The 15746-nt window shown below is 39.1% G+C and carries 11 protein-coding genes and 1 other annotated feature; of the genes, 4 read left to right on the forward strand and 7 right to left on the reverse strand.

Annotated elements, in window-relative coordinates; all coding sequences use genetic code 11:
- Positions 1 to 52 precede the first annotated feature (52 nt).
- Positions 53 to 457, reverse strand: coding sequence for an iron-sulfur cluster biosynthesis family protein (locus RK02_RS07460; protein ID WP_016183646.1), 405 nt, complete (start codon positions 455 to 457; stop codon positions 53 to 55).
- Between the two features lie 153 nt (positions 458 to 610).
- Between RK02_RS07460 and RK02_RS07465 the strand changes: the two genes are divergently transcribed.
- On the forward strand, positions 611 to 1057 hold the full coding sequence (locus tag RK02_RS07465) for a YueI family protein (protein ID WP_016183647.1): 447 nt from the start codon (positions 611 to 613) through the stop codon (positions 1055 to 1057).
- A 258-nt stretch (positions 1058 to 1315) separates the two neighbouring features.
- Here the strand turns inward: RK02_RS07465 and gshAB are convergent, their stop codons facing one another.
- The 5 genes from gshAB to RK02_RS07495 form a co-directional block, all read right to left on the reverse strand.
- Positions 1316 to 3568, reverse strand: a complete 2253-nt coding sequence (gene gshAB, locus RK02_RS07470; protein WP_016183648.1) for a bifunctional glutamate--cysteine ligase GshA/glutathione synthetase GshB — start codon at positions 3566 to 3568, stop codon at positions 1316 to 1318.
- Positions 3569 to 3779: 211 nt separating this feature from the next.
- On the reverse strand, positions 3780 to 5501 hold the full coding sequence (locus RK02_RS07475) for an ABC transporter permease/substrate binding protein (protein WP_016183649.1): 1722 nt from the start codon (positions 5499 to 5501) through the stop codon (positions 3780 to 3782).
- Entirely contained in the window at positions 5494 to 6717 is a 1224-nt protein-coding gene (locus RK02_RS07480) for a quaternary amine ABC transporter ATP-binding protein (RefSeq protein WP_016183650.1), read from the reverse strand. The genes RK02_RS07475 and RK02_RS07480 overlap by 8 nt, the downstream gene beginning before the upstream one ends.
- A gap of 255 nt (positions 6718 to 6972) precedes the next feature.
- Positions 6973 to 9387, reverse strand: coding sequence for a leucine--tRNA ligase (gene leuS, locus RK02_RS07485; protein WP_016183651.1), 2415 nt, complete (start codon positions 9385 to 9387; stop codon positions 6973 to 6975).
- A gap of 553 nt (positions 9388 to 9940) precedes the next feature.
- Positions 9941 to 10166 (reverse strand) — a binding site (T-box leader).
- Between the two features lie 108 nt (positions 10167 to 10274).
- On the reverse strand, positions 10275 to 12065 hold the full coding sequence (locus tag RK02_RS07495; protein ID WP_016183652.1) for a LysM peptidoglycan-binding domain-containing protein: 1791 nt from the start codon (positions 12063 to 12065) through the stop codon (positions 10275 to 10277).
- A 431-nt stretch (positions 12066 to 12496) separates the two neighbouring features.
- On the opposite strand from RK02_RS07495, the gene RK02_RS07500 reads away from it, so the two are divergent.
- The 3 genes from RK02_RS07500 to mnmM are packed head-to-tail and all read left to right on the forward strand — an operon-like array spanning position 12497 to position 14690.
- Entirely contained in the window at positions 12497 to 13147 is a 651-nt protein-coding gene (locus tag RK02_RS07500) for a phosphatase PAP2 family protein (protein ID WP_016183653.1), read from the forward strand.
- 23 nt (positions 13148 to 13170) lie between these two features.
- Positions 13171 to 14133, forward strand: coding sequence for a tRNA modification radical SAM protein MnmL/YtqA (gene mnmL, locus RK02_RS07505; RefSeq protein ID WP_016183654.1), 963 nt, complete (start codon positions 13171 to 13173; stop codon positions 14131 to 14133).
- Positions 14127 to 14690: a tRNA 5-(aminomethyl)-2-thiouridylate-methyltransferase MnmM gene (gene mnmM / locus RK02_RS07510; protein WP_016183655.1), complete on the forward strand. Its 564-nt coding sequence runs from the start codon at positions 14127 to 14129 to the stop codon at positions 14688 to 14690. Before mnmL ends, mnmM begins: the two co-directional genes overlap by 7 nt.
- A gap of 156 nt (positions 14691 to 14846) precedes the next feature.
- Here the strand turns inward: mnmM and RK02_RS07515 are convergent, their stop codons facing one another.
- Entirely contained in the window at positions 14847 to 15647 is an 801-nt protein-coding gene (locus RK02_RS07515; protein WP_016183656.1) for an alpha/beta hydrolase, read from the reverse strand.
- Positions 15648 to 15746 lie beyond the last annotated feature (99 nt).

Here is a 15746-nt window from a genome sequence, read left to right on the forward strand (position 1 = left end):
CAAAAACGTCGTCCTTTCCTTCTTACGCTAAAGAAGAAAAGGGCGACATTTTTTAGCAACCAATCGTTGAACTAGGCGCTTGGTTTTCATAATCTTTTGGATTAATTCGTTTTAATTCCAAATTATTCGCTAAAATCCCACTATCCGCCTTCAATTGTAAGCTGTGATAAACAGGCTCGACAATTAAACGAACTTCTTGATCTAAAAGCATTTCTGAGCGTGATTTCATATAGACAATCCCCAGCTCAGTGTCGTGCTGATGATCATAAACAGCTAATTGTGCCTCCGGAAAGCTAGCTGGTACCAATAAGATACGAAAACTAGGATATAGCTGACAAGAAGCTTGACTATCTACAAAAGGCCCTGTCGCATCTTCATAATCTAAAATCAGATAGTCGCCAGGCTGCATTTTCTCTTGAATTTTTTCTTGTGCTTCTTTCGAAATACTTAAATGCATACACAATCATCCTTTCATCTAACCTTTGCTAAGTCTAGTATAGCAAAGGTACACTTTTTTTGCAGAGTAGAAGATTTACAGGGATTACTTTGGGTTAGCATTTTGGTGGTGGACAAAATTATGCTACAATGAAAGAAAAACTGGAGGATATTTATGGCTGATGAATTGCAAAAACATCTAGACAATAGTCGTTATGGTACCCCACAAATTAAACCAGAGGAACAGCATCGCTATTTAGGCACCTTTCGTGAGCGTTGCTATCTGAGTATGACGATGCAACAGATGCAAGATAGCACTTGGCAAGCGCAATTTGCCAAGCATTTACCAGACTATCCTGAGGCTGAAATCAGAATTAATGGGAACCTACCGGAAAGTCTGCAAGCAACCTATCTGCATATATGCGCACAAGCGCAGCGTAAATTTACAATCATTCAAACCAACGAAGCCCCAACTTTAGAAACAATCGGTTTGTTACTGGTTAGCACGCAAGCGGTCGATGAACCAATTATTGATATTGCTCGAAAATGGTCTGAAAAGAATTCTAGTACACAAGAGCAACCACCAAAGCCTTCATTCTTACAAAAATGGTTTCATCTGTAACCCACTCTCTTTTCTGCTAGCCGGGAAAACTTATCCGCTCGTAGCTGAACGACTTACAAAACATCCTTATCATAATCTGTGTTCAGCAAGTAACTACTCGGAAAATAAGCTAGCGTGGTGTAGAATATCTTTAAACATAATTGATATTCCACCACGCTAGTACTTATTTTCTCTTAGTTAACCAACTTGCTTCACATCTTTAATCCCCTTAGCACTTAGTTGTTTCGCTGAGTGTTAAGGGGATTTTTGGCTCTATTATTAAACTGTTAAGTCTGGAAATAATAACTGTAAAACAGATAAGGTCAAGCGGCGCCCTTTACCTTGATAAGGATAGGCATGCATGTGCATCGCTGGGTTAAAATTCGCTTCGATAATCGCATACGCATCTGGTGAGCTCGCAGCTTGCTGATAATCTGGAATGATTAAATCCATCCCACAGATTTCTGCTCCCAGCGCTTTAGCTGCTTGGACGGCGATTGTTTTATAGTCTTCACCAATTGCATCGGTCATATCGATGGAATCGCCACCGGTACTAATATTGGAATTTTCGCGCAAGTAAACCTTTTGCCCTTTCGCTAAGATATCATCAAATTGATAACCTTGTTCTTTTAGATTCAAGGCTTCGATTTCACCTAAGCGAATTTTTTCCAATGGATAGCGATGATGGCGTCCGCGTAATGGATCAGTATTTTTTTGTTCAACTAGTTCACGAATGGTATGAATGCCATCACCTATGACATTAGCCGGCACGCGTAACATAATTCCTTGAACTTCTTGATTAATGACAAAAAAGCGATATTCCGTTCCCTCAATAAAACGTTCTACCAATACATCTTGATCTTCTTTAAATGCAAAAAGTAACGCCTCTTTATAATCATCTTGACTAAAAGCTTCTTTGAAAATAGTAATTCCTAAACCGTAATTGGTACTCTTTGGTTTAACCACGATTGCTTGTTGGCGATATTTTTCATAATCGGCTAAGGCTAGGTCGAAATCATGGTATTCGGCTCCGCTTGGCACGTTAAAGCCAGCCTTAGCTAGAATTTTTTTAGTTACCACCTTGTTTTCCATCATCAAAGGAACGACATAGCAATCTTTACTAGTCATGTTCGCTTTTTTGACATATTCGGTCTTACCTTGATAGGTTAGTTGAATAAACTGATCCTGTTCATCTAAGACCTCAACTTGCACACCTTTTTGAATCGCATCAAACATCAAAATTTGTGTCGATAACTCCATGCCACGATAGCCCGCTAGCTGATAGGGATGCGCCCAAGCTTTTTTGTGATAAGCTAAGCCTGCTTCCACCGCCCAATCTGCTTGATTGCGACCATTTAAGGCAGTGAGTAAACGGCCCGCTAAGGTTAGCTCAGGATGGGCAACCATGCTTTCCCAATTGGCTACATATTCTGGATCAATTGGTAACTGATAATCAGAAATAAAGGCCTTAAATGCAGTCATAAAGCTTTGTAGCTCGTTTTGCAAGCTAGATACAGCAAAAGGATGCTCTATTGCTACCGTATGATTAGTTATTTCTCCCATGCGAATATAGTCTTCTACTGCTTCAACTTTTTCTTTCGTGCATAAAAATAATAAGAAAGCCTGCAAGAAAGTTAACTGTTCAGCGTTGATGCCATTTTCTTCAAAAGGATTTAAATCCACATTTCTTAACTCAATATATTGAATGCTTGCTGAATCAGGCACTTGGCGATTGTGGCGTAGGCGGACGGCAGAATAAAATTCTTTTTCCGCAATCAATTTTCCTTGTGCTACTAGATCAGCCAAGCTTTGACGATAGCAAGCAAAGCTACGATAAGAAACCTTTAATTCCTCTTTATTCTTGTAACCATAATTTGAATTACGCAAGCTTCGTACAGGTTGCGTCGGTGCATCTTCGGTAAAGTAATTATCTAAAGCATAAGGAGCAGCACCATAAAAATATGTATAGATATAACGATAATGTAAGTATTGTTGGGCGACATGTAGATAGGTTGCTGTTTTAAACTCCTCAAAATCCGTCCATTCATCTTGTTCAGCAAAAAGCGCTCGGAACAACTCCTCGGCAAATTCAAAATTGACATGAATGCCACTAACCATCTGTTTGCGTTTACCATATACTTTAGCTAAATATTCACGATAAGCAACCTCTTGGTCAGTTAACTTAGCGATAATAATCTCGTCTTCCGATTCTGGCAAAGCTGGGGGCATACTTAACGGCCAAAGCATCTCTTCTTTAGGCATCGAGCGATAGATGACGTCATGTAGCATGGCTAACTGGCGCAACACCTCAGGAATACTTGCGCGCACCGGCGTAATTAATTCGACCTGCGTTTCAGCAAAATCGGTTTGAATATTAGGATGGAAGTCACGACTGCCTAATGTAGCTGGATGATTTGTCTTGGCTAAATTACCTTTTAAATCTACTCGTTGACTTTCCTTTTCTAAGCCAAAGCGTGCACTCATTAAATAAGGACGCACACTTGGTTGATGAAATAATTGATTAAAGTCCATTTATTTATCCTCACTCATTGTTTACTACAGCTATTATAACAAAGTCTGAAAAAATTAGACAAAATACTGCCTTAAAAAGACTATATCCAGTAGATTTTTTTCTAGACTGAAATGGTTTATTCAAGCTCTATCCATTTACAAAGCGACTAAAGCAAAACAGGAAGCCTGCGCTGCAAGCTTCCTGTTTTTTTCCTATTACTTTTTGGTTGGCTTATTTTTTCACCCAATTAGCTACTTGTTTTTGGTTGGCTTTGATCCAATCTTTCGCTGCTTGTTCTGGTGATTTGCCTTTTTGAATGGCTAACATGACACTTTCCATATCTTTGGTACTCCAGTTAAACTGATCTAAAATACGGTTTACTTCTGGCATATCCTTAGCTAAATCTTTTCTAGTCATGGTGTGAATGGCTTCTTCACTACCCATCGTTTTCTTTGGATCAGCTAGATACTTCAAGTCATATTTTGCAAACATCCAATGTGGAGACCAACCGGTAATCACGATTGGTTGTTTATTTTTAATAGCTTTGTCTAAGGCAACGACCATCGCACCAGAGGATGAAGTTTCAACCTGCCAATTTTGCAAGTTAGGATAAGCCTTGACGGTTTTTTGTGCTCCAGCAACGACACCGGCACCTGGTTCAATTCCGGTAATCTTTTGGTCAGCTTGATCAGTTAAGTCGGCAATACTATCCACATCCATATAGCTTGGGACCACTAAACCGACTTTAGCCCCTTTTAGGTTGGCGCCTAAATCGACCAATTGATTTTTGTATTTTTTGTATTGGCTGGCATGCGTATTTGGCAACCAAGCTGCCACCATCGCATCTGCACGATTATTGGCTACCGCTTCCCACATCACCGCATTATCCAGCGGTGTGATTTCAACCTTATAGCCTTGTTGCTTTAAGACCTCAGCTACGACATTGGTTGAAGCAATTTCGGTATCCCACTGTACATAAGCTAAACGCACCGTTCCTTTATTTTTCTCTGGCTGAATCGCTTGTTTCACTCCTACACCGATGCCTAATAATAGCACGACTGCAGTGATAATGGCGGCCATTTTTTTACGACGAGCAGCTTTATCGGTAACTACTTGTTTTTCTTGGTTGGTATATTGAATGAAACGATCAATAATAATCGCTAAGATAACTAGTGATAGTCCATTGACAAACCCACTACCAATATCGGCTTTTTGTAAGGCTGCTAAGACCCCACGACCAAGACCAGGTGCACCGATCATTGAAGCTGTAACGACCATTGATAAGGCCAACATGGTTGTTTGGTTCACACCGGCTAAGATAGTCTTTTTCGCTAAAGGCAACTCTAATTTAAATAATTTTTGCCAAGGCGTTCCCCCAAATGAATCTGATGCTTCGACTAGCTCGGTTGGAATCTGTTTAATCCCTAAATGCGTAAAACGAACGGTTGGTGGTAAGGCAAAGATAATTGAGGCAAACACCCCTGGAACCATACCGATACCAAAGAAGGCAACCGCTGGAATTAAGTAAACAAATCCCGGCATGGTTTGCATAAAGTCAAGAATTGGTAATAAGATTTTTTGCAGTTTACTACTTTTGGCCATACAAATGCCTAGTGGTACCCCAATGAGAATCGATAGCACACTAGCAACTAAAACTAAAGTCGTTGTTTGAACCAAAGCTTCCCACAAGCCTTGATTCCAGATAAAGACTAAGCCAAGCAAAGTAAAGCTCGCTAAGCCGTATTTACGATTAGTAATCCACCAAGCAATACCGGTTAATAGAATAATCCAGACAGGAATTGGCACGATTAACAACGCCTGACTGATAAAATCCATCACTGACTGACCAATTTTTTGGATCAATTGGAAAAATGGACCCAAATGAACCGTCAGCCACTCGGTAATAGCCTCCACTGCCTTAGCCACTGGCCATGCTTGTAATAAATTATCCATGAACAACTTCCTCACTTTCTGTTACTGGCGTTTCTTGTCCTTCATTGGTTTCTGCTAACGCCTCGATGACACTTCCGCGAATAACTACACCTAATACACGATTGTTTTCGGTTACGACTAATGGTGTTTTCGCATCATAAATGATATTAAAGATATCTGTAACCAACATATCCTTATTAATTGTTGGTACTTCTGTTTCAACCACCGCTGATAACGGTAAATTTTCTTTACGGGCTTTTAGCGCTAGATCGGCAGTAATAATTCCTTTGAGATTACGATTGCGATCAACTGCTAATAACATACTAATTTCTTCTCTACGCATTCTAGTTAATGCCACATTCGGACCATCTAGCTCGATATTGGTGGTAATAGCTGGCACCATAATATTTTGCGCAGTTAATACCTTACTACGGTCCACATCTTCCACGAATTCACGAACAAATTCATTGGCTGGGTTCGTTAAAATTTCTTCCCCTGTACCAATCTGCATGATTTGACCGTCCTTCATCAAGGCGATACGATCACCAATTCTTAGGGCTTCATTCAAATCGTGAGTGATAAAGATGATGGTTTTTTTCACTTTTGCCTGCAAATCAAGCAATTCATCCTGCATTTCGCGACGAATTAATGGGTCCAACGCTGAAAATGCCTCATCCATTAATAGAATTTCTGGATCGTTGGCTAATGCACGAGCCAAACCTACTCGTTGCTGCATCCCACCAGATAGTTGATTAGGTAATTGATTTTTAAAGTCCAGTAAGCCAGCATTATCTAAAGCTTGCTCGGCTTTTTGCACACGAGTAGCCTTATCGACTCCTTTAATCTCTAACCCATATTCAACATTTTCTAAAATAGTTCGATGTGGAAATAAGCCAAAATTTTGGAAGACCATGTTTATTTTATGACGACGAACCTCTCTTAAGCCTTCATGGTCTAGCTTAGCAATATCTTGGCCATCGATATAAATCTGACCTTTCGTTGGTTCAATTAGGCGATTTAATAAGCGAATTAAAGTGGACTTCCCACTCCCTGATAATCCCATGATGACAAAGATTTCGCCTTCTTTTACTTCAAAGCTGGCATCATATACCCCAACTGTCGCACCCGTTTTTGCTAAAATCTCTTTTTTACTTTGTTGGTTCTCAATCATTTTCAAGGCTTGATTAACCTTGCGACCAAATATTTTGGTTAAATGTTTGATTTCTACTTTATTCAAATTTTTCATCCTCTCTAACTTTAAAACTTTAAGTGACTACATAAGATTATCATTATATGGTCACTTTGTCAAAAAGCTTGCTTAGAGTTTCTGAAAAAAAGTTGAAAAACATCTTTTAAATCCCTTTAAAATCAACGTTTTATTGTATTACAAAATTTATATCATAAAAATAAAAAGAGACAGCCACCAAAAGAGACCACTTGTCACTTACAAATGACTCTTTTGATAGTTGTCTATTAATAAAATAATTGAATATTAATTAGCAACAATATTCACCAATTTGTTTGGTACAGCAATCACTTTACGGATTGTTTTTCCTGCAATTTGTTCTTGGACTTGTTCATTAGCTAAAGCTAGTTCTTCTAAAGCTTCTTTGCTGCTATCAACTGGTACCATTAATTTGGCACGAACTTTACCATTGATTTGGCATACAATTTCAACTTCTGATTCAACCAAGGCTGATTCATCATAAGTTGGCCATGGTACATAAGAAATACCTCCTTCATTGCCCAAGATTTCCCATAATTCTTCGGCAATATGTGGAGCAATTGGCGCCAATAATTGAACAAAGCCTTCAATATAGGCATAAGGTAAGGCATCTGCTTTATACGCTTCATTCACAAAGACCATCATTTGTGAGATTGCTGTATTAAAGTGTAGGCTCTCGAAATCTTCAGTTACCTTCTTCACGGTTTGGTTGTAGACTTTATCTAACTTGCCATCATTGAAGGTAGTAATGCGATCTCTTAATTTACCATTTTCATCAACAATTAAGCGCCATACTCGATCTAAGAATTTACGACTACCTTCAAGACCATTTTCGCTCCAAGCAATTGAGGCATCTAATGGTCCCATAAACATTTCATATAAACGCAGGGTATCTGCACCATATTGTTTCACCACATCATCTGGATTCACAACATTTCCGCGTGATTTAGACATTTTTTCGTTGTTTTCACCCAAAATCATCCCTTGATTGAATAGTTTTTGGAATGGTTCCTTCGTTGGCACAACGCCTAAATCGTATAGGAATTTATGCCAGAAACGTGCATATAATAGGTGAAGCACCGCATGCTCCGCCCCACCGATATAAATATCAACTGGCAACCATTGTTTTAGTTTTTCATAATCAGCGAGTGCTTGTTTATTATGTGGATCCACATAACGTAAGAAGTACCATGAGCTACCTGCCCATTGTGGCATGGTATTGGTTTCACGGCGGCCTTTTAAGCCAGTTTTTGGATCTACTACATTGACCCAATCAGTGATGTTAGCTAATGGAGATTCTCCAGTACCACTTGGTTTAATATTATCTGTTTTAGGTAAACGTAAAGGTAATTCGTCTTCACTTAAAGCAGTTGTAGTTCCATCTTCCCAATGAATGATTGGAATTGGTTCACCCCAATAGCGTTGACGAGAGAATAACCAGTCACGTAGGCGATAACTTACTTCTTTTTTACCTACACCATTTTCTTCTAACCAAGCAACCATTTTATCGATTGCTTCTTGTTTATTTAGACCATTTAAAAATTCAGAATTAATATGTTCACCATCTTCAGTGAAAGCTGCCTTCGTTACATCGCCACCTGCTAATACAGGAATGATTTCAAGGTCAAAAGCTTTGGCAAACTCATAGTCACGTTCGTCATGCGCAGGAACCGCCATGATTGCTCCTGTTCCATATGAAGCTAAAACATAATCAGCGATCCAAATTGGGATTTGTTTGCCATTCACTGGATTAATCGCATAAGCACCCGTAAAGACACCTGTTTTTTCTTTTGCTAAATCTGTACGGTTTAAGTCTGATTTTTTCGCTGCTTGTTCAATATAGTTTTCAACAGCTGCCTTTTGTTCAGGAGTTGTGATTGCTTTTACTAGATCTAATTCTGGTGCCATTACTGCATAAGTTGCCCCAAATAAAGTATCCGGACGAGTGGTAAAGACCGTAAATTCTTTATCTGTGCCCGCTATTTTAAAAGTAACATTTGCCCCAACTGAACGACCAATCCAGTTTCTTTGCATTTCTTTGATACTTTCTGGCCAATCTAATTCCTCTAAATCATCTAATAAACGATCCGCATAGGCAGTAATCTTCAACATCCATTGACGCATTGGTTTACGGATGACATCATAACCACCACGCTCACTCTTTCCATCAATCACTTCTTCATTGGCAATAACTGTTCCTAATTCAGGTACCCAGTTTACCGCTACTTCGGCTTCATAAGCTAAGCCTTTTTCATATAGTTTAGTGAAGATCCACTGAGTCCATTTATAATACTCAGGATCAGTCGTATTCACTTCGCGATTCCAATCATAACTAAAACCTAATGAGTTAATTTGACGACGGAAATTTTCAATATTTTTCTTAGTAAATTCAGCTGGATCATTCCCAGTATCTAAAGCGTATTGTTCAGCAGGTAGACCAAACGCATCCCATCCCATTGGATGTAATACATTATAGCCTTGTGCGCGTTTAAAACGAGATAAAATATCTGTAGCCGTATACCCTTCTGGATGCCCAACGTGTAAGCCTTGTCCTGATGGATATGGAAACATATCTAATGCATAAAATTTTGGCTTATTAGGATCGGTTGTAGTATTGAATGTATTATGAGCAGCCCAATACTTTTGCCATTTTTTCTCAATTGTTTTGTGATTGTAATTCACGTTCATTTCCTCCTAAAATAATTGTATATCTTGAACCTTAAGCAAACTAAAGGGTTCTGACAAATGCTTTATGATTGGTACCATTCAAATTTTCTCGTAGCTGATCAAGTCGTTTCACAACCTTTTGTTGACGGTGTTTTGCAGCTAGACACTCGGCGTATAAGCCAGCTTGGCTGGGAAAGTTTTTTACCCCTTATGACTTTCCTGCCATGCTGGAAAACTTATCCGCTCGTGTCTGAGCAAGCTGCTTCACAACCTTTTGTTGACGGTGTTCAGCAAGTAACTCCTTCGTCAAATAAGCCCATCTGGTTAGAAAAATCTTTAAATTCGTGGATTTTCCTACCAGATGCGAGCTTATTTGCTCGGAGTTAACCAACTTGCTTCACAACCTTATTGACGGTGTTTAACGACTAGCTACTCGGAAAATTTGCCTCGTCGTTTGAAAAAATTTTAAACCAACTATTTTTCATACGGCGAGTAACACTCAAATTTTCTCGTAGCTGATCAAGTCGTTTCACAACCTTATTAAAAAAGTCCTATAAAGAGTGACTCTTTATAGGACGTAAATTGACGTGGTACCACCTAAATTCATTAGTAAAATCAAATAAACTAATTATACTAACCTCTGACGGATTAACGGTCGTCACCGTAAGCCCCTACTATACTTTCAGGCGCTTAACACTAAAAGGCGAGCTTCAAAAGATTAGTAGATACATTTTCACCAGCCATGTACTCTCTAAACTACCTCACTTTTTACTATTCCTTCTCATTGTGTAAAATCTTAAGTTATTCTTATCCTATCAAAATTCCCTTTAAAATTCAAGATTTTAAAAACAATTGATGAGTAAATCCGCCATTTCTTTCAAGCGATTTACTCATCAATCGATTTATTTCAATTTTAAGGTTTGGTTAACAAAAATCAAATCAGAACTTAAATGATTTAATGCTTTTAATTGGGCAACTGATAGGCCATGTTTGGTCGCTATTGCCCACAAGCTATCACCTGCTTTTACCGTGTAACTTGCTGTAGAGGCACTGCTTGGCGTACTTGCTGTCTGACTTGGCGCTGATGCTGTCGTAGTAGCTTTGTTTGTCACCGGCGTTGGTGTAGCTGCCGTTGTACTAGCCGTTTTGCTAACCTTTAGCTGTTGACCAGGATAAATCACATCACTACTTAAACCATTCATGCTCTTTAATTGCGCAACTGATAGGCCATGTTTGGTCGCTATCGCCCACAAGCTATCGCCTGCTTTTACCGTGTAGCTGGTCGTAGAGGTGCTACTTGGCGTACTTGCTGTCTGACTTGACGCTGATGTCGTTGGCGTGTTAGTCCCTTGGCTTGGTGTAGTAGTCGTTGCATTAGACGTTGCACTCACCTTTAGCTGTTGACCAGGATAAATTACATCGCTACTTAAACTATTCATACTCTTTAATTGCGCAACTGATAAGCCATGTTTGGTCGCTATCGCCCACAAGCTATCGCCTGCCTTTACCGTGTAGCTTGCTGTCGAGGTACTTGGTGATGTAGCTACTTGGCTTGGTGCAGGTTTAGTTGGTGTTGTCGATGGTGTAGACACACTCGGTGTAGTAGTGGTTGATTGACTAACCTTTAACACCTGTCCTGGATAAATAAGATTGTTTTGAATATTATTCCAGCTACGCAAATTATCCATAGAAATACCAAATTGGTTAGCAATTTTCCAAACTGAATCCCCAGCAACAACTGTATAAGTTTGCCCCGAGGTGCTACTTGGAGTGGTAATACTTGGCGCAGGCGTTGGTGTAGTCGGTACACTAACCGCTGTATTACCGGTTCCTGTTTGGATTGTTAATTTTTGGCCCACATAGATTGTATCTCCAGCCAAACCATTCCAGCTCTTTAATTGCGCAATAGACACCCCAAAGCGATTAGCAATTACCCATAAGGTATCTCCTGACACAACTGTATAAGTTGAATAAGACGCCACTGAGCCACTTCCACCAGTTGTAGCACTACCAGGTGTAATGGTTGCATTTCCAGAAGCAGGTGTATCATATTGGGTAAGTCCATAGGTTTCAATAATGCGATTTAGCGAAGAAGCATAATTCGGATCAGTCGCATAGCGTCCAGTTAGCCAAGCTGTAGCATCGCGATAAGAAGTTGTATTGCTCTTCCATGCACCCGCATAATAATAAACTCCTGACTGGAAAGAAACCGTTTTTAAGGTACGGGCGTTATCGGCAAATGACTCTCCATATGAAGGATAACGTCTAAAAGGTTCATTCTTTGTTACCCATTGGCCATTTAAAAATTCCAAGGTATTCATATACACTGTTTGACCATTATAGCTACCTTTGATCCCGAATAAATTATAATTTGGCGCTTGCGCTAAGGCACTTTGACCCCATGCACTTTCCAAAATCGCTTGTGCCATCATAACAGAAGCATACAAATCATTAGCCGAAGCAACAGATTGTGCATAAGGGGCAATTTGATTAATAAATTGCTGCTGTGAACTTGTGCTACTATATTGCGCAATATTATCAGCCTGCACTTGAGTAGTAGGAATCATTGGGGCTGCCACAGAAACAGCTGTTACTGTTGTCCCCATCACAGCCGCTGTTTTACTTAATTTACGATAGCGATTGGTTTTTATTTGCGCTTGTCTATTAATTTTTCGATTATAATGCTTACTCATCTTCATCCTCCGATATTTTTACACTTCTTCATCTAACTATCCAAATTTATTCCCTGCATATCCATATTAAAATATCTCAAATTATCAATCACCTAAAGCTAGCACATTCATTAATGATTAGCCAACTTATTCACAGTTCATTATACACGAAGTCCATCAATATTTCTAAAATTTTTCCTAAATTTAGCGCAATTACTTATTTTATTTATCACTTTATTTCGCCCAGTCTACCAAAATCTTAGGCAAACTTTGCATTATTCAGTAGAGTCTGTTTAGTATTTGTCATCATTAGGAAAGAAAGGAAGTTCATGCTATAATAAAACGGTCAACTTTTTAATAGTGATTATCGGCTATTTTCAGCCTTTTTTAATCGATATTTTTGTAGAAGCTTTGCTAAGATTATTGGCAAATGCAATGAAAGGAAGCATTAGATGAAACACAAACTTTACTATCAATTTGCTGGCAGCTGCTTTTTGCTAGTTTTTGTCTTTTTAGGCTATGTCGTTAAATTTTACCCTAATTGGCTCCAAGGTTTTGATATAACGATCAGTCAGACAATCCAGCAACTACGCCCACAAGCAACCCTGCTTTTTAGCTGGCTAACCAAATTTGGCAATGTTAGTACGGTAGTTATTCTAGCCGTGACCTTTTTAGTGCTCTTTATCTACGGCAAGCGCTATATTGAGGCTATTTGGCTGGCTGGTGGTTTAATTGGCATCGCACTTGCAGTGACCAATTTAGCCAAAATCTTCTTTCATCGTCCACGTCCTAGTGGCGAGCATCTAGTCTATGCACCTGGCATGAGTTTTCCAAGCGGACATGCTACTGGTAGTATGATTTTATATGGGACTTTGTTATTCTTACTGCCGATTTTTATTCAAAATAAAACCTATCAAAAAATCGGTCAGGTGCTGTTAGCCCTATTTATTTTCTTGATTGGGGTAAGTCGCATTTATCTAGGTGTCCATTATCCAAGTGATGTCATCGCTGGCTTTTGTCTTGGCCTAAGCTGGTTATGCTTTACTTATCCAATCTATTTAGAAAAACGCTTTGTTTGGCGCTTTACAAAAAAACAACTCTAAAAATGTGGAAAGCAGGTAATGAAATGCAATTTAAATATGCTGAAGCGAAAAATAAACGTTATCATTCATGGAATTATGCCTTAAGACAACAATTTGGCGAGAAAATTTTTAAAGTCCCCATCGATGGTGGCTTTGATTGCCCTAATCGTGACGGTACCGTAGCCCATGGAGGTTGTACCTTTTGTAGTGTCTCTGGCTCTGGTGATATGATTGTCGCCCCTGAAGATCCACTACCTATTCAATTTAAAAAAGAAATCGACATGATGCATCAAAAATGGCCGACTGTCGATCAATATATCGTCTATTTTCAAAATTTTACCAATACACATGCCCCGCTTGCTGTCATTAAAGAGCGCTTTGAGCAGGTCGTCAATTTACCAGGAGTAGTTGGCCTATCTATCGGTACACGTCCAGATTGCTTACCAGATGAGGTCGTTGAGTACTTAGCTGAATTAAATGAACGTTTATATTTATGGGTAGAGTTAGGCTTACAGACCACCTATGAACAAACGAGTGACTTAATCAATCGTGCGCATAGCTATCAAACCTATCTAGAGGGAGTGGCCAAATTACGCAAGCATCATATTCGTGTTTGCACTCACTTAATCAATGGTTTACCTGGTGAAACCTATGAAATGATGATGGAAAATGTCAAGCGAACCATCTTAGATTCTGATATTCAAGGGATAAAGCTGCATTTATTACATTTGATGCGCAATACGCGTATGTTACGTGATTATCATGAAGGTCGCTTACGTCTATTAGGCTTTGACGAATACGTCAAGATTATCTGTGACCAATTAGAGCTCATTCCTCAAGAAATCATTATTCATCGCTTAACGGGCGATGCACCTTTTGATTCTATTGTCGGTCCGATGTGGAGTCTAAAAAAATGGGAAGTCCTTAATGCGATTGATCAAGAAATGTTACGTCGCAATTCTTATCAAGGAAAATTTGATATTCGCAAGCAGGTGAAAATATGTTAAAAACAGCCCTACATTTTAGCCATCAGCTCTTAAAAGAATGTGTGAAAAATGGCGATACCGTTGTCGATGCCACCATGGGAAATGGACATGACACACTATTTTTAGCTGAATTAGTCGGCGCTAGTGGCAAAGTGCATGCCTTTGACATTCAAGAACAAGCCTTCAATGCCACTCGTCAACGATTAACTGAGGCCAAGCTACTCGATCGGGTCAGCCTCCATCTTACTGGTCATGAGTATGTCTTAGACTATCTCCAACCAGATGAAAGGATTCAAGCAGCTATTTTTAATCTAGGCTATTTGCCCAATAGCGATAAAAACTGTATCACACTGCCAGCAACAACTAAGCAGGCTTTAGATAGTCTCTTGACTCAGCTATCTGCTAAAGGGCGAATTATCGTCGTGAGCTATTACGGACATGTTGGGGGTAAAGAGGAATTGCAAGCTGTGGATACCTATTGTCAGTCTCTGCCTCAAGAGAGCTATAACGTATTGAAATACCAATTTATTAATCAAAAAAATCAACCCCCTATTCTCTTTTGTATCGAAAAAAAATAGGCCCAACAATTACTTTATGTTAAAACATAGTTGCAGGTAGCGTTGATTAACAAAAACGAATATTCAAGCAAGACTTAGAGCTAAATAGCGTCTCTATCCTGCTGTGAATATTCGTTTTCTTTTTTAGTATGCTCCTATATTATTAGATAATTGACGCTACTTGCTATCTGCTTGTAGCAAAAGCTCATCAAACCAAGCCAGCGCCTTTTGAATCCAAGTATCCCAAAATTGCCATTCATGCGCTCCTTTACCAGTTTGGAAGGTCACTTGAAACGCATTTTTTTGTAAAATATCAGCAGCCAGCTGACTAGAAAGCAAAATTTGATCTTCCGTACCACAGCAAATAAAGAACTGACTTTTTACTGGCTTTTGGTAATGAGTCATTTGATAGGTTAAATCATTGATTGAACCATACCAACTATCCATTGGTCCAAATACACCTTCCCAATACTGCTTGGTGCGCATAGTAAATAATTGTTCGTTCGCTTCTACTAAGGTCAGCATACCAGAAAGGCTGGCAATCCCTGCAAATTTTTCTGGATGCAATAAGCCTAGCTTCACTGCGCCATAGCCTCCCATCGAAAGGCCGGCTGCAAAGGTCTTTTCTCTTTTAGTCGTTAATTGTGGGAATAACTCATGACAGATTTGTGGTAACTCCTCAGAGATAAACGTCCAATAGTTCATATCATATTGGGTATCCGTATACCAAGCTAAATCAGTCGAAGGCATAATTACGGCCCAACCTCTTGCTTGTACATATCGTTCAATTGAAGTCCGACGTTGCCAAACGCTATGATTGCCACCCATTCCATGCAATAAATAAAGCACTGGAATATCCTGCAGCTGACTGACACTATTGGTTCCCATTTTTTTATCAGTTTGTTGTGGTAAGATAACATCTACCATCACTTCAGTTTCTAATACGTTGGAATAAATATTTGCTTGTAATAACGCCAAGTGTTTCACCCTTTCATCAATAGTTTTTATGTTTTTATTCTAACAGATTTTAAGTAAAATACCTAAGATTTATACAATCTCTTTTTACATAACGAAGTA

Origin of the sequence: Enterococcus columbae DSM 7374 = ATCC 51263, assembly GCF_000406925.1 — a bacterium.
GTDB lineage: Bacteria > Bacillota > Bacilli > Lactobacillales > Enterococcaceae > Enterococcus_E > Enterococcus_E columbae.

Bases quoted from the DNA above. Each gene is read 5' to 3' on its own strand.
- mnmL (WP_016183654.1), top strand. From the start codon at position 13,171: ATGCAATTTAAATATGCTGAAGCGAAAAATAAACGTTATCATTCATGG.
- mnmM (WP_016183655.1), top strand. From the start codon at position 14,127: ATGTTAAAAACAGCCCTACATTTTAGCCATCAGCTCTTAAAAGAATGT.
- RK02_RS07475 (WP_016183649.1), bottom strand. From the start codon at position 5,501: ATGGATAATTTATTACAAGCATGGCCAGTGGCTAAGGCAGTGGAGGCT.
- RK02_RS07465 (WP_016183647.1), top strand. From the start codon at position 611: ATGGCTGATGAATTGCAAAAACATCTAGACAATAGTCGTTATGGTACC.
- gshAB (WP_016183648.1), bottom strand. From the start codon at position 3,568: ATGGACTTTAATCAATTATTTCATCAACCAAGTGTGCGTCCTTATTTA.
- RK02_RS07460 (WP_016183646.1), bottom strand. From the start codon at position 457: ATGCATTTAAGTATTTCGAAAGAAGCACAAGAAAAAATTCAAGAGAAA.
- RK02_RS07500 (WP_016183653.1), top strand. From the start codon at position 12,497: ATGAAACACAAACTTTACTATCAATTTGCTGGCAGCTGCTTTTTGCTA.
- RK02_RS07495 (WP_016183652.1), bottom strand. From the start codon at position 12,065: ATGAGTAAGCATTATAATCGAAAAATTAATAGACAAGCGCAAATAAAA.